Source organism: Pseudomonas sp. efr-133-TYG-5, assembly GCF_030209175.1.
In the GTDB taxonomy this organism is placed as follows: Bacteria; Pseudomonadota; Gammaproteobacteria; order Pseudomonadales; family Pseudomonadaceae; genus Aquipseudomonas.
In genome coordinates, this window is the sequence record NZ_JARVSM010000001.1 from 1,878,287 (window position 1) to 1,896,014 (window position 17,728).

Sequence of the window (17,728 nt, forward strand, 5' to 3'; positions counted from 1 at the left end):
CGGTCACTTGGGTCTTAATTCCAGACATTAAGCGCCGATACACATAAACCCTGTGGGAGCGGGCTGGGTCCGGGCGGCGATCCGACGAAGAGGCCATCAGCTTCAACATTTTTGCTGACTGACACTAGGTCTTCGTCGGATCGCCGCCCGGACCCAGCCCGCTCCCACAAGGAATGTGCAACGCGCGGAAACCGTGAAAACAACAAGACTGTGACGACATGTCCGAACCGACCTTACTGAACAACGAAATCCGCGGCTGGCTGATGGACTGTGGCCTGTTCGATCAATTGCAACTGGCCGACTTCGCCGCGGCCTCGGGCTATTTCAGCATCAGCACGGTGGCCGAAGGCGAGGCGATCTTTCGCGAGGGCGATGCCGGCAGCTTCATGTGCATCATCCACAGCGGCCAGGTGGCCGTGCAGAAAACCAACGGTGACGGCCAGGTGGTAACCATGGCCACCCTGCGCAGCGGCCGCGCCTTCGGCGAAATGGCCGTGCTCGACGGCGAGCGCCGCTCGGCCACCTGCATTGCGGCGAGCCACTGTCAGTTGCTCAACCTGGGCAAGGACTCGCTGGAAAAAATGCTCAACGATGCGCCGAAGATCGCCGCGAAAATCATCCGCGCCCTCGCCGTCTCCCTGTCCAGACGCCTGCGCATGGCCGACGGCCAACTGGCGGCGCAACAGATCTAGCCGCCGGGGGACTTGCTCTTGCTGTCGCTCTGCTCAAGGCCCGGCAATGGCTGATCCTTGCCCGGCGGGCTGGGCATTTCGATCGGCACCAGCGGCGGCCCGCCACTGCCCGGGCCGGTCTTGGGAATGGGCATCGGGCTGATCTGCGGATACGGGGTCGGCGTCGCGGTTCCGGGCGAACCGGGTTGCGGCGCGGGAGTGACCGGAATGGTCTGTTGCGCCTGCACCGCACTTATCGAGAGCGCGGCCAGGGCAATGACCGTTAGAATGGTGCGCTTCATCAAGGACTCCATTGGCCTTATTTGCGCTCAGGCTACTCCCAACGGCGCCGGCTTGCCTCCCCCCTCTTACCGAGATTTTCATGAAACGTTTCGTTCTGCTCGACACCACGCCGATCCCTGAAAACGGCGGAGCCCTGTGCCTGTTCGAGTATGGCGAGGATTTCGTCATCAAGATCCAGGGCGGCGACGGCGGGCAATTGATGAACACGCGCATGCACGGTTCCGAAGACGCGCTGGCCGAAATCCCCTGCCGCAAGGTTGCCGGCCGGCCGAATTCCCGCGTGCTGATCGGCGGCCTGGGCATGGGCTTCACCCTCGCCTCCGCGCTCAAGCATCTGGGCAAGAGCGCCGAAGTGGTGGTCGCCGAACTGGTGCCCGGCGTCGTCGAATGGAACCGTGGCCCGCTCGGAGAAAAATCCGGGCGGCCGCTGCTCGACCCGCGCACCGTGATCCGCCAGGACGATGTGGCCAAGGTGCTGCAAAGCGAGCCGAACGGCTTCGATGCGATCATGCTCGACGTCGACAACGGCCCCGAAGGCCTGACACAGAAAGCCAACAGCTGGCTGTACTCCGCCGCCGGCCTCAACGCCTGCGCCAAGGCCCTGCGTGCCAAAGGCGTGCTGGCGGTGTGGTCGGCCAGTGCTGACCGGCAGTTTTCCGACAAATTGAAGAAGGCCGGATTCAAGGCCGAGGAAGTGCAGGTGTTCGCCCACGGCAACAAGGGCACCCGCCACACCATCTGGATTGCCGAGAAGCTCAAGGGCTGAGCTAAACTTGGCGCATAACCGTCATCAGTCTTTCTACAAAGGTGAACCCATGAGTTCGTCCACCCCGACCAACACCTCGAAGCTGGATCGCATCCTCGCCGACAACCAGCGCGACAAGGAAATGGGCTACCGCGACAAGGCCCTGAAGATGTACCCGCACGTCTGCGGCCGCTGCGCCCGCGAGTTTTCCGGCAAACGCCTGAGCGAACTGACCGTGCACCACCGTGACCACAACCACGACAACAATCCGCAGGACGGCTCGAACTGGGAGCTGTTGTGCCTGTACTGCCACGACAACGAGCACTCGCGCTACACCGACCAGCAGTACTTCGGAGAAGGCTCGCTGAGCACGCCGAAGATTGCCAAGGCCACGCACAACCCGTTTGCGGCGCTGGCCGGCCTGATGAAGAAAGAAGACTGAAGATCTTCCTTGGCCACACCGGCCTCTTCGCGGGCAAGCCCGCTCCCGCAGGCTTCTCTGGTGTCCTCAGAATTTGGAGCGACCGAGATCACTATGGGAGCTGGCTTGCCCGCGAAGAAGCCAGGCCAGACACCGCAAGTCCTGAATCTGCCCGCCCTCTCCCAATCCCCGTATAATCGCCCTCTTTTTCCCGAAGGCACCCCGCTCGTGGCAGACAAACGGTACAGCTGCATTGGTTTGTATAACCCCAAATCTCCGGAGAACGTCGGTTCGGTCATGCGCGCCGCCGGCTGTTACGGCGTAGCGTCCGTGTTCTATACCGGCAAGCGTTATGAACGCGCGGCCGATTTCGTTACCGACACCAAGCGCGTGCACTACGACATCCCGCTGATCGGCATCGATGACCTGAAAAAGATCCTCCCGCTCAACTGCGTCCCGGTGGCCGTGGAGCTGGTCGAGGGCGCCCGGCCGCTGCCGGAATACACCCATCCGGACCGTGCGCTGTACATCTTCGGCCCGGAAGACGGCTCGCTGGACAAAGAGATCCGCGACTGGTGCGAAGACGTCGTGTACATCCCCACCAGCGGCTGCATGAACCTCGCCGCGACGGTCAATGTCGTGCTCTACGACCGCATGGCCAAGGGCCTGAACACCCGCTCCGGGCCAAAATTCCGCTGAAACGTTGCACATCCGATGGAACGAGCTGGCCGCCCGGGCAGTCAGCTTATCTATCTATTGCACATTGCCTGGGAGACAGATCATGACCGAACTCAAACGCGTCCAACGTATCGAATCCACCCCGTTCCAGAGCCATTCCGAGCAGAACGTCCAGGGCTGGGAGCGCATCGGCTCACTGGCCGGTGGCGTGATCATGGTCGGCAAGGGCCTGCGCCGTGGCGGCGTGTTCGGTCTGATCCAGGTGGCGATTGGCGGCGTGGCCATGGCCCGCGGCATCACCGGGCACAGCTCGGTGAAAAGCCTGCTGGAGAAAAGCCGTCAGGACATGAACAACGTACGGGCCAAGATCGAGCGCGCCGGTGAAGAACTGAGCCAGCTCAAGGCCAATGCCGAGGCGGCGACCACAACCGCCACCGTGACCGGCAATGACTCGGTGAAATCGCCGAAAGCCGGGGTTTGATCCTGAACCTGCGGTGAAGCTTCTGGCCTTTTCGTCGGATCGCCGCCCGGAGCAAGCCCGCTCCCACATTCAACCGCGCTCCGTCAGCAGTAATGCGATCAAGAGTGGGAGCGGGCCTTGCGAAGGGGGTTTTACTGCAGTAACGCGGTATCAAGGACTTTGGACGACTCGCCGAGAATGCTTTCGGCGAGTTGCACAAAGTCCTTGGTGCTCACCGTTCCCAGATGCATTGCCCCACGCAGCGCGTCGTCCAGCGAGCGCTTGTTGCGGGTCTTCAGACGAATCTCGCCGTCCAGCTCCTGTAACAGCAGCACCGCTTTCGACACCTGCGCCGGGCTGATCTGCTCGCCGCGCAGGGTCGTGACCTTCTGGCTGTCCTTGGCCAGCTTCGCCTGCAACGCCTGATAGCGCTCATCACTGATGCCACCGGCACGGCGCACCAGTTCGATGGCGTAGTACTCGGCCAAACCTTCGCTGATCCATTCACTGCGCTGCTTGTCATTGATTCGACCGAACACCTGGGCCAGCTCACGCACCAGCGCACTGCTGCCGCTTTCGCTGACCAGCGGCAACCGCGTATTGAGGTAAATCGACTCCCGCGCCGCCAGGCTGCCGCGCCACATCGGGTCGTTGGCGCCGACGATCAGCAGCTTGCCCGGATGCCGCGCATACACCGCTTGCACCTGCGGCCAGACGAAGGTCAGCAGGGTCAGCACGTCCATCCGGCGCATGCCCTGCCCTTGCGGCGACACCACGCTGACTTCGGTTTCGCCCAGGCGCGTACGCCGAGTGCCGAGATGGCCGGCGAGCATCCAGCCTGTCGGACGGTCGAACAGACGCGACGGATTGTCGATGCGGAATTTGTTCTTGCCGATGCGTGGCCAGGCGGTTTCTACGCTTTTCCAGCCGTCGGGCAATTCGAATTGCAGACGCGCGACCAGCTCGACGCCGTCCTGCTGATCGAGCCTGGCGGGTGGCACCAGCTCATCGCCGCGCAGCAAGGCCCAGGTGGGCGTCATGCGCGTGTCGAAGCTGCCATTCCTGCGCGCATGGCTGATGCGCACGCGGTAGGTCAGGCTGGCGCTATCGCTTGCCGGACGCCACACACCGCGCGCCTGCTGGCCCGGTGTCAGCAGCCACTGGCCATCGGCCTTGAAGTCGCTGTAGCGGCTGCCGTCGCCGAGATCGAAGTCGAGGCTGCGCACCGCTGCGCCATTGGCCAGGGTCAGTCGCACTTGCGCCTGGTCGCTTTGCGGCAACAGGCGCACGTGATAATCCAGATCGACTTTCTTCGCCGCCCACACCGGCGCGCTCAGCACCAGCAGGCCGACACCCAGCGCCCGGCGCAATCCCCCAGCCATACACACTCCTTGTCCGAACAGTGAAACCGCGCCCGCGCGTTCAACCGGCGCGGAAAATCAGGTGATCTTCCCAGTCGTCCTCCGGCACGCTGCCCTCGGCGAGCATGCGCCCGGACTGGGAAATGCGTTCGTGGTGCACGGCGTCGCGGTCACCGCAGACCAGGTGATGCCACAACGGCAGGTCCTTGCCCTCGCTGACCAGGCGATAACCGCAGGTCGGCGGCAGCCACTTGAACGCTTCGGCCTGCCCCGGTGTGAGCTGGATGCAGTCGGGGACAAACGCGCGACGGTTGGGGTAATCGCTGCACTGACAGGTCTTCAGATCCAGCAGTTTGCAGGCGATTCGCGTGTAATAGACGCTGTTGTCCTCTTCATCCTCGAGTTTCTGCAGGCAGCACAGGCCACAGCCGTCGCACAGCGATTCCCATTCCTCGTGATCGAGTTGATCGAGGGTTTTGCGTTTCCAGAACGGTTCGACTTTGGCGGCCATGGCTCAAGCATCAACATCAGGTGGTGAAAAGGCCGCCAGTCTAGTGCCCCGGGCCCCGCGGGCCAAGCGCTGGCGACTGCCGGTTGGCCGGGACTTGTCAGTTGCCGCGCGGCGAAGTAGCTTTGCCGTTCATCCGAAGCCCCGACCGGCTGCCATCAACGCTCGACCGCGTTGCACTCCGGTGAACTGCACGGCTTCAGCGGCGCCCCATCGTTCAGCCCAACTGATCCCGCCGGGAGTCGCTTCAAACCTTTACCCAACGTAGCCAGGAATCTCTTGATGAGTGCCAACCCTCGCGTCGCCGATTACGCCATTCACCCGCAGTTCACCGATCGCTGGTCGCCCCGCGCCTTCACCGGCGAAGCGATCCCCGAGGAAACCCTGCTGAGCTTCTTCGAAGCCGCACGCTGGGCGCCGTCGGCGTACAACTCGCAGCCGTGGCGCTTCCTCTACGCGCGCCGCGACACGCCGAACTGGCAGCGTTACCTGGGCCTGCTCAACGAATTCAACCGCAGCTGGGCGCAGCATGCTTCGGCGCTGGTCATCGTGATCTCGAAAACGACGTTTGCCGTGCCGGGCGCCAGCGAAGAAACGCCGGCACTGTGGAGCACCTTCGACACCGGTTCGGCCTGGGGCCACCTCGCCCTGCAAGCGAGCATCAGCGGCTGGCACACCCACGGCATGGCCGGTTTCGACCAGGAACTGACCCGCAAGGAGCTGAACATTCCCGAAGGTTACGCGCTGCACGCGGCAGTCGCGGTGGGCAAGCTGGGCGACAAGGCCACCCTGGCGGATTACCTGCAAGCGCGCGAGGAGCCGAGCCCGCGGCGGCCATTGAGCGAACTGGCGGCTGAAGGCGACTTCACCCTCTGAGCCACACCCGTGATCGCTGCTGATCGTTCCTACGCTCCGCGTGGGAATGCCTCGATAGACGCTCTGGGACGCAGAGCGTCCCGGGCTGCATTCCCACGCAGAGCGTGGGAACGATCTCTGTAGTCAGTAACCGCGGGCGAAATCCACTTCGCCGCGCAACGCCTCTCCCGCCTGATACGCCCGCAAGTTATCCAGAAACAACTGCACCATCAGCGGCGGCGAGGTCGGCGCCGAACTGTGTCCGGTCAGCAACAGGCCCCAGGCCGTCCAGAACGGATGGCGCTGTGGCAGCGGTTCCTGACGGCAGACGTCGATCACCGCACCGGCCAGGTGCCCCTCTTTCAAGGCCTCGACCAGGTCGGCATCGACCACCGCCACGCCGCGCCCGGCGTTGATGAACAGGCCGGTCGGCTTGAATTGCTTGAACAGCGCCGCGTCGTAGATATCGTGGGTGTGCTCGGTATTGGGCAGCAGATTGACCACGTAATCGGCCACGCCGACCAGCCGCGGCAAATCCGCCAGCGCGCCGACTTCGACAAACGGTGCCTGCTCGCGGGCGCTGCTGGCAATGCCATACAGCTCGACGCCGAAGGGCAACAGGAACTGCGCCACGCTCTGGCCGATGTCACCGGTACCGACGATCAGCACCTTGCGCCCGACCAGACTCTGGCCGGTGCGGTTGTCCCACTTGCGTTCGACCTGGCTGACCAGGCGCGCCAGCACTTCGCGCTCGTGCCCGAGCATGTAGGTCAGGACGTATTCGGCCATCACCTGACCGAAGATCCCCACCGCACGGGTCAGCCGATAGTCACGGCGCAAGCCGTCGGCCAGCAGCGGCGTGATCCCGGCCCAGGTCGATTGCAGCCATTGCGGCTGGTGGCCCTGACGCAGCAGGGTCGCCAGCAGATCCGGCTGGCCCAGCCACACCGGGCAATCGACGGCCTGGCGGGCCAGTTCGGCGGAGTCGCCGCTGGTCAGCACTTCAAGCTCCGGGGCCGCCTGGCGCAGCAGCCGGGCGTACACCGCGTGGTCGTGTTCAGCAATCAGAACGCGCATCTTCAAACCTTTCGCAAACCGTGCAGACGGCCACCGGCATCGGGGCGGTCGTCGCGGTAAAAATCGTTCCAGGGTTATAAGAGGCCCAGGACAGGGCCTCGCGGATCAGACCGGATCGTTGCGTCGCAGCAATTCTTCGGGCAGGTGTTCGATGTACTCGTCCTCGGCCGGCGGCATCTGCAGGTGATAGCCCTGCTTCTCGAGGTTTTCCAGGACCACGGCGATGTCCTCGCGCGCCAGTTTGCGCTCCGGGGTCAGCACCAGGTCGAAGGAATGCTTCGCTTTGCCGAACGCGGTCATCAGGGCTTCCGGCACACGCTCCAGAGCATCGCTCTTGAGCACGTACAGATACATCCCGGGTTTCTTCGAGCTTTGGTAGATGGAGCAAATACGTTTCAAGGCTGTTCTCCGGCGGTGGCCAGGCTGTCGAGCAGCGCCTGGCCCATCAACTCGCGGCGCCAGCCACGCAGCGAGTCAGGCAATTGGTAAGGGCCCTCGGGGAAGCCGCTCTTGACCAGCGCTTCGAGGGTTTTCTTGCGCAGCATCAGTTCCGGGGCAATGCCCAGGCGTTCGGCTTCGGCCTGACCGAGCGCGCGCAGTTGCTTGATCAGCGCAGCGGCTTCGATCGGCAATGGCTCCGGTACGGCGGGCGGCCATTGGTCTGGCCCCACACTGCCAGAGCGCTTGATCAGATCAAGCAGAAATTCGCCGTCCTGACGCACGGTACGCGGGTGCATGTCTTCGATTTTCGCCAGCGCGCCGAGGTTGTCCGGTTGCGTGCGAGCCAGCGGCCACAGCGAATGTTCACGGATGATGCGGTTGCGTGGCAGGTCGCGGGCCCGCGCCTCGCGCTCGCGCCAGGCGCACAGCTCACGCAGGACCGCCAGTTGCGCGCGGGACAGTTTCCACGCCAGCTTGGCCTCGCGATACACCTCGTACGGATCGGTTTCGCGGCGCAGGTTGGCAACCAGTTCGGCGCCATCCTCGAGCACCCAGGCGAACTTGTCGTCGGACAGTTTCGGCCGCAGCTGTACGAAAACCTCCGCCAGATGCACGGCATCTTCGGCGGCGTAGCTGATTTGCGTGTCCGACAGCGGACGCTGCAACCAGTCGGAACGGGTCTCGCCTTTCGGCAGCTCGATGCCGAGCACTTCCTGCACCAGCCGCGAGTAGCCCATGGAGAACCCGAGATTGAGGTAGGCCGCAGCCAGCTGCGTATCGAACAAGGGCGCCGGCAGGCTGCCGGTCAGGCGCAGCAGGACTTCGAGGTCTTCGCTGCACGCATGCAGGACTTTGAGCACCGCCGGGTTTTCCAGCAACGCCGCCAGCGGTTGCCAGGCGTCGATGGTCAGCGGATCAATCAGGTAGGCGCGCTTGCCGTCGCCCACCTGCAACAGGCCGGCAATCGGGTAAAAGGTGTCGACCCGCATGAATTCGGTGTCGAGGGCAACGAAAGGCAACTGCTGCCACTCGGCGCAAAACTGCGCGAGGCTATCGTTGTCGCGAATCCAGTGAATATCGATGGCCACACGGCTCTCCCTTGAAGAATGGCGCGCAGTATATATCGCCACCGGCGCTTTCCGCGCCTCTACAGGGCAAGAGCTTTATGAAATCTCCTGCTTGAGAGCAAGAATAGTCTTACAGAAAGATTCCGCAGACTCAGTCCTTGGCCAATACGCCGTCGATCACTGCGCCCCGGCAGCCGGCAAACAGATCCAGATCATGACGGTACACCGAGCTGTGCACTTCCAGCAGGCCGAGCATGGAATGGAATAGGTTGTCCTGGCTCAGTGGCTTGTCGCGGCTCAGTTGCAGGCAATGGGTGTCGACCGAGTAGGCCTTCTGATAACTGTCGGAGAACCATGCCAGCATCGCCACATGCTTTTGCTGCTCCGGCGCCAGCATGTACGGCGTGCCATGCAGGAACAGGTTGTATTCGCCCAGCGACTCGCCGTGGTCCGACAGGTACAGCATGGCGGTATCGACCTTGTCCTGATTGCTGCGCAGCACATCGATCAGGCTCGACAGCACATGATCGGTGTACACCAGGGTGTTGTCGTAGCCGTTGACGATGCTTTCGCGGCTGCAGTTGTTCAGCGCATTGCTTTCGCACACCGGGGTGAAGTGCTCGTACTGCTTGGGATAGCGCTTGAAATACTCCGGGCCGTGGCTGCCCATCTGGTGCAGCACCAGCACCGTGTCCTTGTCCAGATGCTCGATGAAATCCTGCAGGCCCTGCAGGAGGATTTCGTCACGGCATTCGCTGTCGGCGCACAGGGTCGGGTCCTTGAGGTTGCTCACGTCCTGCAGGGTGACACGGTCGCAGGTGCCCTTGCAGCCCGACTGGTTGTCGCGCCAGATCACCTCGAGCCCGGCGCGCTTGAGCACATCGAGCAAGCCTTCTTCGTTCTTCGCCTTGCTCGCGTCGTAGTTCTGCCGGCCCATGTTGGAGAACATGCACGGCACCGACACCGCCGTTTCGGTGCCGCACGAATGCACATCGGTAAAGGCGATCAGCCCGGCTTCCTTGTCCAGTTCCGGCGTGGTGTCGCGCGGGTAGCCGAGGATGCCGAAGTTCTCCGCCCGGGCACTTTCGCCCACCACCAATACGGTCAGCGACTTGCGTGGCTGGTGCAGCAACGCCGGGTCACGCTGGGCGTCCTCGCCGATTTTCAGAAACGGCTGGCGGGCCGACACCAGTTGTTCACGCAGGTATCCGGCAGAGGCGCCGATGTAGTTGCTCGGCACCAGCATCAAACGCAATTCATGGTGATTGCGAAACAGTGAAGACAAGCCCTGATAGTTGGCCAGCGCAACCCCGCCGATGACCGCTACCGAAGCGACACTGACAATAACTTTGCTGAGTAACTCGCGGTGCCAGCGCCGATAATTGACCGGTAACTTCCACAATAACCAGGACGGCAAGATACCCAGCACCAATATATAAGCGAACAACTTCAACGAGAGCAGATCACGCACTTCCGTGGCATTGGTTTCGGCAAAGTTGCGCAACATTCCGGCATCGATCATCACGCCGTACTGACTCATGAAATAAGCCACGCCGGCACTGATCAGAAACATCAGCGTCAGCAACGGCTTCAGCACCGCACGGAATGCCAGCAGAGTCAGCACCAGATTGAACGCGGCGACGATCATCACCGCGAATGCAGCGCGCATGGCAATGCCCCTGCCGTCGCTGGCAGTGATCTGGAAAAGGTGTTGCCAAAGAACAAAGTTGAATCCGAGCAAAAGAAAGGCGCTGGCCAACAACGTCACCCATTCCGGGCGCACGGCTTTTAACTTCAACATAATGAGGGGCTATTTCCTGAAAAGAAGCGCCAGCGTCAATTGTGAAAATTTCATTGACTCAGACGGCAAAAACTTTAAGCAGTCGCCCATCAATTTTTTGTGAAAAAGAAGCCAACGATTAGTTGGCTCATGGCATTACGCGAAAACTTGTCAGGTATTTGAGAATGATTCAAATCCGGTTTTGCAGAAGTCTGCGCATTGCCCATCGCCAGCAGTGCGCGCAGGGCGTATCGGCTTTTTAAATACCGATGCCGATTTTCTGGTTTGCCCTGCCAGCCCTGCTGCCCGCCTAATCGCGGTCTCCGGTTCAAAGGTCTGCTGATGGAACTCACTCGCACCGCCTCTCGCCCTGCCGTGTGGCTGATGTTCGGCATCATCCTCGTCGGCCTCAACCTGCGCCCGTCGATGGCGGCGGTCGGCCCGCTGCTGTCGGCGATTCGCGGCGACATACCGCTGAGCTTCAGCCTGGCAGCGCTGTTGACCCTGTTGCCGGTCATGGCCATGGGTCTGGCGATGTTTTTCGGGATCGCCATCAGCCAGCGCCTGGGCGAGCAACGCACGGTCCTGCTGTCGCTGCTGATCATCGGCCTGGCGACGCTGTCGCGGCTGATGCTCGATTCGGCGGCGCAGTTGATTGCCAGCGCGGTGCTCGCCGGGATCGGCATTGCCATGATTCAGGCGCTGATGCCGGCACTGATCAAGTCGCGCTTTGCCGACAACGTGGCGCTGTGCATGGGCCTGTACATCACCTCGATCATGGGCGGGGCGGCGCTTGCCGCTTCGTTTGCGCCACGGGTGATGGCACAGACCGGCGATTGGCGCAGCGGCCTGGCGATCTGGGCAGCATTGGCATTGCTGGCCTTGCTGTGCTGGTGCACGCAACGGCCGGGCACCGTGGCCGAGCCGTCAGCCCCCCTCGCAAAAGCGACTTTCTGGAACAATTCCCGCGCCTGGCTGCTGGCGATCTTCTTCGGCCTCGGCACGGCGTCCTACACCTGCGTCCTGGCCTGGCTCGCCCCGTATTACGTCGAGCAGGGCTGGAGCGAACAGGATGCCGGCCTGTTGTTAGGTTTTCTGACGGCCATGGAGGTGATTTCCGGCCTGGTGGTTCCGGCCATTGCCAATCGCAGCCGTGACCGCCGCCCGATCCTGACAGCGCTGCTCGGGCTGATCATCGTTGGTTTCTGCGGGTTGATCCTCAGCCCGCAGCAGTACAGCCTGCTCTGGCCGTGCCTGCTGGGGTTGGGAATCGGCGGCCTGTTTCCGCTGAGTCTGATCGTCGCCCTCGACCATCTCGACAGCCCGCAACGCGCCGGCAGCCTGGTCGCGTTCGTGCAAGGCATCGGCTATCTGATCGCCGGCCTGTCGCCGCTGCTGGCCGGGATCATTCGCGATCGACTGGGCAGTTTCGAAGGGGCCTGGTGGTCGCTGGCGGCGGTGGTCGGGGTGATGCTGCTGATTGCGCAGCGCTTCGATCCACGGCATTACGCCCGGCATATTCGCTGAGGCCCCTGACGCCTGCAGCCGCCGAGATAAAGGCTTCTGGCCAGCTTTTCGCGCTTTATCGGGCGACGTCGTGTTGTTAAAAGTTTCTGTCCCACAACTGACCGTGAAATGTCCTACAAGGCTTTCTCCTGGCACCATCGTTCCGTTAGGATCGTTCGCACACGTTTGCGCGGATTCGGCGCAAGGAGCAAAGCAGGACGGAACGGATGCTGAACAGTAACTTGCTAAGAAAGCTCGATATGCAGGACCTCATGGTGTTTATCGCCGTGTATGAGCAAAGCAGCGTCACCGATGTTTCGGAAACGCTGTTCGTCAGTCAGTCGACTGTCAGTTACTGCCTGAAAAAATTGCGCACCAGTTTCGAAGACGAGTTGTTCATCAATACCCGCACCGGCATGCGTCCGACCTACAAGGCCAGCAGCATGTACGGCCATGTGCAGAAAATCCTCGAAAGCATCAATCTCTGCCACGCCGGCGCCGCCGCCTTCGACCCCACCGCTCAACCGGTGACCTTCAATATCTGCGCCCCGGAATACTTCGAACAACTGATCCTGCCGCGCCTGCTCAAGCGTTTCGACTTCGACGACCTGCCGGTGATGGTCAACATGCACAAGTTCGAGACCGACGTCCCCGCCGACGAACTGCGCGACGGCAGCCTCGACCTGGTGATCTGTTTCGGCCCGCACTTCCACCGTCAGCACAGCGACCTGAAATCACGCAAGCTGCTCGAAGATGACCTGGTCTGCGTCTTCGACAAACGCGCCACGCCGCTGGAGCCGCGCCTGAGCCTGCAAGCCTTCACCGAACGCCGCCACGTGTTCCCGACGCCCTGGATGTCGACCACCAACATGGTCGACGGCTGGCTCGCACGCCAGGCACAGAAGCGCCAGATCGTCGCGCGCTCCAACAGCTACAGCGCAGCGTTGAAGATGATCACCGGCACGGACTTCATCCTCACGCTGCCGCGCCGGATTCAGCGTCTGCTGACCAACGAGGCCGTGTTCAATCATTGCGAGGCGCCGAATGGCCTGCCGGGCTTCACCCTCGACATGCAATGGAGCCACAACGCCGAGCAGGACAGCGCCAACGTCTGGCTGCGCGAACAGATCATCAAGACCTGCGCGGAGCTGGAAGCGGCCTGATTGCTACACGCCAATCGCGGTTTTGCTGTAGGCGTCGCGATCGATGTCGAGCAGTTCGACGCACAGCTGCACTTCCACCCCGGCCGGCCATTCGCACAGTTCCTGCAACACCGCCAGCAGGCTTTCCGAGAGCTGTTTCTTGATCTGCGGCGAACGGCCGCTGAGCAGCGCCAGCTTCACATGGACAAAGGCCCGCTCGCCCATGGAAGTGCCGACCTTGAAGGTTTCCACCTTGACCGCGCGGCTCTTGATATCGAACTCCGCCGCGAACTGACCAGAGCCCACCAGGATGTTGTTGAGCCGGATCAACGCGACATCGGCGTTCAATTGCGGCAGGTTGGCGGTGTATTCCATGTGCAGGTGTGGCATCGGGATGCTCCAGTCAGGCGGCAGAAAGAGCGTACATATAACACAGCAGCGCCACGCGCCCATGCGCTGGCGCTGCACAGAGGCGCCTTTATATGGCGGCGCGTCTAGACCGGCGAATGCGCCCGTTCACTCATGAATGCCTCCAGCCGCGAACGCAGCCAGCGTTCGGCCGGGTCGCTGTCGACGTGACTGAGCCAGACCATCGACAGGTCCAGTGTCGGGGTCTTGAACGGGAACGGCTCCTTGAACAGCAGCCCCGAGGCCGCCATGGCTTCGGCGGTGTAGTCCGGCAGACTGGCAATCAGGTCGGTGCCGGCCAGGAGCGCCGGCAGCGAGCTGTACTGCGGCACCGACAGCACCACCTGGCGGGTACGACCGAGCTCCGCCAGCCATTCATCGGCGTAGCCGCTGACGTTGGCGGTGTGCGACACCAGTACATGCGGACGGGCGCAATATTCGTCGAGGGTCAGCGGCTTGTCGGAGGCATCGGCGCGCAGGATGCTCGGCTGGATGTGCCGCAGCAGCTTGCGCTTGGCATTGGCCGGCAGACCGCGGGTCTGGCTGATGCCGACGGTGATATCGCCGGCGGCCAGCAAGTCGGGAATCCGCCAGTAATCGACGTGCTGCACCACAAACACCACGCTCGGTGCTTCCTGACGCAAGGCACGCAACAGTGGCGGCAGCAGGCCGAATTCGACGTCGTCGGACAGGCCGATGCGGAAGGTCATGGTGCTGACCGCCGGATCGAAGTCGCGGGTCAGGCTCAGCGCGACCGACAGCGAATCCAGTGCAGGCTTGAGATGGCGGAAGATGTCTTCGGCGCGGGCCGTCGGCTCCATGCGGTGGCCGACGCGGATGAACAACGGATCGTTGAGCATGGTGCGCAAGCGATTGAGCGCCGAACTGATGGTCGGCTGGCCGAGAAACAGCTTCTCGGCGGCCCGCGTCACGTTGCGTTCGAGCATCAAGGTTTCAAACACCACCATCAGGTTGATGTCGGCCTTGCGAAGTTCATTGCGGTTCATCCATTGCCCCCCGGTCCCCAGACTGAAGCGCAGTGTAGAAATGTCTGTAGAGAGCGTCTACGTGCCGCCGCCCCCGACCGGCACGATTACCGACGGCGCCGCCGTTCAATGGACGGTCAGCGCGATTAATCCGACGGCCAGTTTGCGTGGGTCTTTGCTCACGCCAAGCTCTCCCGGGCTGATCGCATTGGGGTACTTCAGCTGTATGCGCAGCAGCCCCTCGCGCGCGATCAGTTGCCGTACCTCGGCCGGCAGCGCGATGTCGAGCCGGCTCGGATCAGGCTTGAGCAACCGCGTGGACAGTACGCGCACATCGTTGACGAACACTTCCAGGGCCTGCTCGGGGTGCGCCGGCGCGAGCATGGCCGTGGTTTCCAGCGACACTGAATGCAAGCCTGCCGCCGGCCGCAAGACGATTTGCGACTCGTTGCCCTCCGACCAGGTTCCCCACGGCTCGTTGTACGACCAACCCTTGCCCAGGTAATCCACTGCCGGGCTCGCGGCGCTGAACACCACGCGCTCGCCTTGCTGCAGTTGCGGAATCAGCTGCAGCGGATCGATTGCCGTCAAGTGTGGACAATCGCCGCACTGCTTCCAGCCCGGCGCCAGTACGTTGAAACCGTCGATTCTGGCGAGCACATCGGTCTCACGGTTCAACGTCTGCGCGGCCTGCAGCAGCGTGCGATTGTCCAGCACGTAGAGGGTGTCCGGCGTGTAGTGCCCCGAATCGAGCATGCCCTGCATCTGAACCTGCGCCGCGTCGGTGGCCAAGGTGCTGACCCGTCCCAGATAAATCGCGTTGGTCGCCAGGTGATGGGTCTGCGCGTAATCGGCAAGCGCCATCCAGTGCTCGGAATAATTCTGCGGGCGCAGCCAGCGTACGTTCTGATAGTGCCTGGCCGCCTGCGCCCAGAATGGATCGACCAGCGGCGTCTTCCATTTGGGTGCCGGCGGGGTCATGAAGAAATCACGCGAGACGGCCCAGCCGACACGCGTATCCGCCACCTGGATGACCAGCGCGAGGCTCAGCAGCATCAGCGCCGTGCGCGGGCGATGTCCACGCACCACCAGAAACAGGATGACGAACATCGCCATGTACATGACCGGCCAGATCATCCGCCCCGCGCCACGGAAAATCGTCGCCACCGCCACCACCGCATCCGGCAGGGGAATCTGCAGTTCGAACGAACCGATGCCGATGTTGTTGGAGACCGCGAAGATCGCCAGACCGATCAGCGCCAGCAGCAGCAACGGATATCGGCGAATCCGCGAACCGAGGTCACCGGTGCCTTGCAGCAGGATCACCAGGGCGCAGATGAGCAGGAACATCACGCCCAGCCCCGGGAAAGCGAACCCGTCGCCGTCGCCCACCACACCGGGCATGTCCTGCAAGGTGTAGGACCAGGTCCCGGCATCGAAAAAGCTCAGGACGTTCGCCCGGTACAAGCCATAGCCCTGCAGCGCCAGGCCGCTGTCACCGACACTGAAGTACCCCGCTTGCCAGCAGCACAGACTGACCAGCAGGAACAGGCCGATGAATTCGCCCAGCACCTGCGCGGGTGCCAGGCGTCGGCAGGCTTTGGCAGCGAGATCGGCGATCCAGATCAAGGCGACCATCGCCAGCAGATAGGCATGCACCAGCGCGGTCGCGGCCAGGAGCACGCCCCACGCCAGGCGGCGTTTTTCGGTAAACGGGCGCAGCGCCAGATAAAGCGCGGCCAGCAACAGAAAATGCCCGCCGAGGGACAAATGCACGCCCATCCGGATAATCATTGCCGGGACGAACAGAAACAACCCGGCCCCGAGCAGGCGCAACGCCACGCTGCGGCTGACCAGGCCCATCAACTTCCAGGCAAACCAGCTTTGCAGGATGAAACAGGTCAGAAGCCACAGCCCGAGGTACTGGAACGGCTCCGGCAGGACACTCGAAAATGGCTTGAAGATCAGCGCGAACAGCGGATTGGAATCCGAGAAGATCACCGCATTGCTCAACTCCAGCCCGTAAGTCGGATTGAGCCCCAGGGGAAACGCCCACGGCGAATGGCGGAAAAACGCCCAGCCCAGGTAGTGCGTGGCCGGATCGCCCTGGCCCAGCCAGGCGATGTTCAGCGGGTTCAGTGCCCGTGGACCAACCACGATCAGAAAAGCGCAGATGCCTAACAGGATCGGCAGCAGGACTGTCGCCCGGCGTGTTACGGAAGACTTCATCGATAGGTCCAGAAATTGTGCAAGACAAACGTGAATGCCGGGACCGTCAACGCCACTGCGACGATGCCCAACAGATAGTGCAGACCGGCCATCTGCGCCGCCCAGGCGACAACCATTGCCAACAGCAGCCCACCCGCCGAGACCAGCAGAAAACGCAGCAGCGTTCTGCCCTGCAGGCGTGCAGAGAAACTCCAGGTGGTATTGATCAGGTAAGACACCACGGTCGCCACCGCGAATGCCACACCGTTGGCGATGGGCGGCAGCGGCGCCACGAAGTGGATGAACAGCACCGCGACCAGCGCATGCAGCGCGGTGACGAACACACCGGTCACGGCAAAACGCAGGCCGCGCTGGATCAACGCTGACTTTTCGCCTGGCGTCACGGTTTTTGCGCCAGGACGAAAACACTCAAACCGGCCAGTCGGTTGCTGCTCATCAGCGGCAGTTCCAGCTGGCACAGCGTCTTGAGCACGCCGTTGACCCAGGGATGATGGCGCTTGAGTTGCGAACGCGGGGCAGCGTCCGTCGTACCGCCGGGCAGCAGGCGCAACGCCGCGGCAATCGGGAACACCGCGCCGAAATAGTAGGCACCACGCTGTACCGTCAAACCGGCATCGCGCGCCAGGCGTTCGAACTGCGCCAAGGTGTAGCGGCGTTTGTGTTCGAGGAAGTCATCGTGCCCGCTCCACAGGAAGCGGAATGCTGGCACGGTCATCAGGAAGCGGCTGCCGGACGGCACTTTGTCGACGTAGGACTGCAGCAGACCGAGGTCGTCATCGACGTGCTCGAGCACGTCCATGAGCAACACCAGGTCGGCATCCACCGTATCGATCGAGCGGCGGTAATGCACCGGCTTGCCGGCCGTGGATGCACTGGAGTCGGCGGGGTAACTGATATCCACGCACCACGCTTCACGGGCGTCAGTGTGGGTCAGCAAGTGATGCGAGAAAAAACCGGAACCGGCGCCCACGTCGAGAATGCGCCCGATCGGCGCATCACCCAACAGACGCCGGGTGGCCGCGGCTTTGGAGCAGTAATACCAATGCTCGCCGATGCTGTCGCCGAGAATGTCGGTTTCCTTGAGATCCAT

At 62.5% G+C, this 17,728-nt stretch carries 22 protein-coding genes; 9 read left to right on the forward strand and 13 right to left on the reverse strand.

Features of this window, described 5'->3' with window-relative positions:
• Positions 1 to 218: 218 nt before the first annotated feature.
• Entirely contained in the window at positions 219 to 692 is a 474-nt protein-coding gene (locus QRN70_RS08470) for a cyclic nucleotide-binding domain-containing protein (protein WP_285416991.1), read from the forward strand.
• Here QRN70_RS08470 and QRN70_RS08475 read toward each other — a convergent pair.
• Positions 689 to 973 (reverse strand): hypothetical protein, encoded by a 285-nt coding sequence (locus QRN70_RS08475; protein ID WP_285416992.1) that lies wholly within the window; start codon positions 971 to 973, stop codon positions 689 to 691. The two genes, QRN70_RS08470 and QRN70_RS08475, sit on opposite strands and share 4 nt — an antisense overlap.
• Before the next feature lie 80 nt (positions 974 to 1,053).
• Here QRN70_RS08475 and QRN70_RS08480 point away from each other — a divergent pair, with 80 nt between their 5' ends.
• The 4 genes from QRN70_RS08480 (at position 1,054) to QRN70_RS08495 (ending at position 3,299) form a co-directional block, all read left to right on the forward strand.
• Complete coding sequence (locus QRN70_RS08480; protein WP_285416994.1) at positions 1,054 to 1,740, forward strand: spermidine synthase; 687 nt, start codon at positions 1,054 to 1,056, stop codon at positions 1,738 to 1,740.
• Positions 1,741 to 1,789: 49 nt separating this feature from the next.
• On the forward strand, positions 1,790 to 2,161 hold the full coding sequence (locus tag QRN70_RS08485) for a YajD family HNH nuclease (RefSeq protein WP_007944009.1): 372 nt from the start codon (positions 1,790 to 1,792) through the stop codon (positions 2,159 to 2,161).
• 207 nt (positions 2,162 to 2,368) lie between these two features.
• A complete protein-coding gene (locus QRN70_RS08490) occupies positions 2,369 to 2,839 on the forward strand; it encodes an RNA methyltransferase (protein WP_210700897.1) in 471 nt (156 codons plus the stop codon).
• An 82-nt stretch (positions 2,840 to 2,921) separates the two neighbouring features.
• Positions 2,922 to 3,299 (forward strand): YgaP family membrane protein, encoded by a 378-nt coding sequence (locus QRN70_RS08495; protein ID WP_285416997.1) that lies wholly within the window; start codon positions 2,922 to 2,924, stop codon positions 3,297 to 3,299.
• A gap of 131 nt (positions 3,300 to 3,430) precedes the next feature.
• Here QRN70_RS08495 and QRN70_RS08500 read toward each other — a convergent pair whose 3' ends face one another.
• Together QRN70_RS08500 and QRN70_RS08505 are read right to left on the reverse strand one after the other, a co-directional pair.
• Positions 3,431 to 4,660 carry a hypothetical protein gene (locus QRN70_RS08500; RefSeq protein WP_285416999.1) on the reverse strand — a complete coding sequence of 410 codons (1,230 nt, stop codon included), beginning with the start codon at positions 4,658 to 4,660 and terminating at the stop codon, positions 3,431 to 3,433.
• 40 nt (positions 4,661 to 4,700) lie between these two features.
• On the reverse strand, positions 4,701 to 5,150 hold the full coding sequence (locus QRN70_RS08505) for a YcgN family cysteine cluster protein (protein ID WP_285417000.1): 450 nt from the start codon (positions 5,148 to 5,150) through the stop codon (positions 4,701 to 4,703).
• A gap of 279 nt (positions 5,151 to 5,429) precedes the next feature.
• On the opposite strand from QRN70_RS08505, the gene QRN70_RS08510 reads away from it, so the two are divergent.
• Positions 5,430 to 6,023 (forward strand): nitroreductase family protein, encoded by a 594-nt coding sequence (locus QRN70_RS08510; protein ID WP_285417002.1) that lies wholly within the window; start codon positions 5,430 to 5,432, stop codon positions 6,021 to 6,023.
• Between the two features lie 123 nt (positions 6,024 to 6,146).
• On the opposite strand, the gene QRN70_RS08515 is transcribed toward QRN70_RS08510, so the two are convergent.
• From QRN70_RS08515 to QRN70_RS08530, 4 genes are all read right to left on the reverse strand, one after another.
• Entirely contained in the window at positions 6,147 to 7,079 is a 933-nt protein-coding gene (locus QRN70_RS08515) for a D-2-hydroxyacid dehydrogenase (RefSeq protein WP_285417003.1), read from the reverse strand.
• Positions 7,080 to 7,184: 105 nt separating this feature from the next.
• Positions 7,185 to 7,478 carry a YcgL domain-containing protein gene (locus QRN70_RS08520; protein WP_285417005.1) on the reverse strand — a complete coding sequence of 98 codons (294 nt, stop codon included), beginning with the start codon at positions 7,476 to 7,478 and terminating at the stop codon, positions 7,185 to 7,187.
• Positions 7,475 to 8,608 carry a ribonuclease D gene (gene rnd, locus QRN70_RS08525; RefSeq protein ID WP_285417007.1) on the reverse strand — a complete coding sequence of 378 codons (1,134 nt, stop codon included), beginning with the start codon at positions 8,606 to 8,608 and terminating at the stop codon, positions 7,475 to 7,477. The genes QRN70_RS08520 and rnd overlap by 4 nt, the downstream gene beginning before the upstream one ends.
• Positions 8,609 to 8,738: 130 nt before the next feature.
• Positions 8,739 to 10,370 carry a phosphoethanolamine transferase gene (locus QRN70_RS08530; protein ID WP_285418059.1) on the reverse strand — a complete coding sequence of 544 codons (1,632 nt, stop codon included), beginning with the start codon at positions 10,368 to 10,370 and terminating at the stop codon, positions 8,739 to 8,741.
• On the opposite strand from QRN70_RS08530, the gene QRN70_RS08535 reads away from it, so the two are divergent.
• Positions 10,255 to 10,491, forward strand: coding sequence for a hypothetical protein (locus QRN70_RS08535; RefSeq protein ID WP_285418094.1), 237 nt, complete (start codon positions 10,255 to 10,257; stop codon positions 10,489 to 10,491). The genes QRN70_RS08530 and QRN70_RS08535 overlap by 116 nt on opposite strands.
• Here the strand turns inward: QRN70_RS08535 and QRN70_RS08540 are convergent.
• Positions 10,478 to 10,720 carry a hypothetical protein gene (locus tag QRN70_RS08540; protein ID WP_285417008.1) on the reverse strand — a complete coding sequence of 81 codons (243 nt, stop codon included), beginning with the start codon at positions 10,718 to 10,720 and terminating at the stop codon, positions 10,478 to 10,480. The genes QRN70_RS08535 and QRN70_RS08540 overlap by 14 nt on opposite strands.
• Between QRN70_RS08540 and QRN70_RS08545 the strand changes: the two genes are divergently transcribed.
• The gene (locus QRN70_RS08545) at positions 10,710 to 11,894 is read left to right on the forward strand and encodes a cyanate transporter (RefSeq protein ID WP_285417010.1); all 1,185 of its coding nucleotides are present in this window, start codon (positions 10,710 to 10,712) and stop codon (positions 11,892 to 11,894) included. The genes QRN70_RS08540 and QRN70_RS08545 overlap by 11 nt on opposite strands.
• 206 nt (positions 11,895 to 12,100) lie before the next feature.
• Complete coding sequence (locus tag QRN70_RS08550; RefSeq protein WP_285417012.1) at positions 12,101 to 13,036, forward strand: LysR family transcriptional regulator; 936 nt, start codon at positions 12,101 to 12,103, stop codon at positions 13,034 to 13,036.
• 3 nt (positions 13,037 to 13,039) lie between these two features.
• Here QRN70_RS08550 and QRN70_RS08555 read toward each other — a convergent pair whose 3' ends face one another.
• The 5 genes from QRN70_RS08555 to QRN70_RS08575 form a co-directional block, all read right to left on the reverse strand.
• Positions 13,040 to 13,405, reverse strand: a complete 366-nt coding sequence (locus QRN70_RS08555) for a 5-carboxymethyl-2-hydroxymuconate Delta-isomerase (protein ID WP_285417014.1) — start codon at positions 13,403 to 13,405, stop codon at positions 13,040 to 13,042.
• Positions 13,406 to 13,509: 104 nt separating this feature from the next.
• Positions 13,510 to 14,430: a LysR substrate-binding domain-containing protein gene (locus QRN70_RS08560; RefSeq protein WP_285417016.1), complete on the reverse strand. Its 921-nt coding sequence runs from the start codon at positions 14,428 to 14,430 to the stop codon at positions 13,510 to 13,512.
• A 105-nt stretch (positions 14,431 to 14,535) separates the two neighbouring features.
• A complete protein-coding gene (locus QRN70_RS08565; RefSeq protein ID WP_285417017.1) occupies positions 14,536 to 16,638 on the reverse strand; it encodes a DUF6311 domain-containing protein in 2,103 nt (700 codons plus the stop codon).
• Entirely contained in the window at positions 16,635 to 17,021 is a 387-nt protein-coding gene (locus QRN70_RS08570) for a GtrA family protein (RefSeq protein ID WP_285417018.1), read from the reverse strand. The genes QRN70_RS08565 and QRN70_RS08570 overlap by 4 nt, the downstream gene beginning before the upstream one ends.
• Complete coding sequence (locus tag QRN70_RS08575; RefSeq protein WP_285417019.1) at positions 17,018 to 17,728, reverse strand: class I SAM-dependent methyltransferase; 711 nt, start codon at positions 17,726 to 17,728, stop codon at positions 17,018 to 17,020. Before QRN70_RS08575 ends, QRN70_RS08570 begins: the two co-directional genes overlap by 4 nt.

What these genes read in the sequence shown, in the direction of transcription:
- QRN70_RS08550 (WP_285417012.1), top strand. Translation starts at nt 12,101, where the DNA reads ATGCTGAACAGTAACTTGCTAAGAAAGCTCGATATGCAGGACCTCATG.
- QRN70_RS08475 (WP_285416992.1), bottom strand. Translation starts at nt 973, where the DNA reads ATGAAGCGCACCATTCTAACGGTCATTGCCCTGGCCGCGCTCTCGATA.
- QRN70_RS08535 (WP_285418094.1), top strand. Translation starts at nt 10,255, where the DNA reads ATGGCAATGCCCCTGCCGTCGCTGGCAGTGATCTGGAAAAGGTGTTGC.
- QRN70_RS08545 (WP_285417010.1), top strand. Translation starts at nt 10,710, where the DNA reads ATGGAACTCACTCGCACCGCCTCTCGCCCTGCCGTGTGGCTGATGTTC.
- QRN70_RS08505 (WP_285417000.1), bottom strand. Translation starts at nt 5,150, where the DNA reads ATGGCCGCCAAAGTCGAACCGTTCTGGAAACGCAAAACCCTCGATCAA.
- QRN70_RS08515 (WP_285417003.1), bottom strand. Translation starts at nt 7,079, where the DNA reads ATGCGCGTTCTGATTGCTGAACACGACCACGCGGTGTACGCCCGGCTG.
- QRN70_RS08495 (WP_285416997.1), top strand. Translation starts at nt 2,922, where the DNA reads ATGACCGAACTCAAACGCGTCCAACGTATCGAATCCACCCCGTTCCAG.
- QRN70_RS08500 (WP_285416999.1), bottom strand. Translation starts at nt 4,660, where the DNA reads ATGGCTGGGGGATTGCGCCGGGCGCTGGGTGTCGGCCTGCTGGTGCTG.
- QRN70_RS08575 (WP_285417019.1), bottom strand. Translation starts at nt 17,728, where the DNA reads ATGGATCTCAAGGAAACCGACATTCTCGGCGACAGCATCGGCGAGCAT.
- QRN70_RS08555 (WP_285417014.1), bottom strand. Translation starts at nt 13,405, where the DNA reads ATGCCACACCTGCACATGGAATACACCGCCAACCTGCCGCAATTGAAC.
- QRN70_RS08560 (WP_285417016.1), bottom strand. Translation starts at nt 14,430, where the DNA reads ATGAACCGCAATGAACTTCGCAAGGCCGACATCAACCTGATGGTGGTG.
- QRN70_RS08565 (WP_285417017.1), bottom strand. Translation starts at nt 16,638, where the DNA reads ATGAAGTCTTCCGTAACACGCCGGGCGACAGTCCTGCTGCCGATCCTG.
- QRN70_RS08510 (WP_285417002.1), top strand. Translation starts at nt 5,430, where the DNA reads ATGAGTGCCAACCCTCGCGTCGCCGATTACGCCATTCACCCGCAGTTC.
- QRN70_RS08485 (WP_007944009.1), top strand. Translation starts at nt 1,790, where the DNA reads ATGAGTTCGTCCACCCCGACCAACACCTCGAAGCTGGATCGCATCCTC.
- QRN70_RS08480 (WP_285416994.1), top strand. Translation starts at nt 1,054, where the DNA reads ATGAAACGTTTCGTTCTGCTCGACACCACGCCGATCCCTGAAAACGGC.
- QRN70_RS08470 (WP_285416991.1), top strand. Translation starts at nt 219, where the DNA reads ATGTCCGAACCGACCTTACTGAACAACGAAATCCGCGGCTGGCTGATG.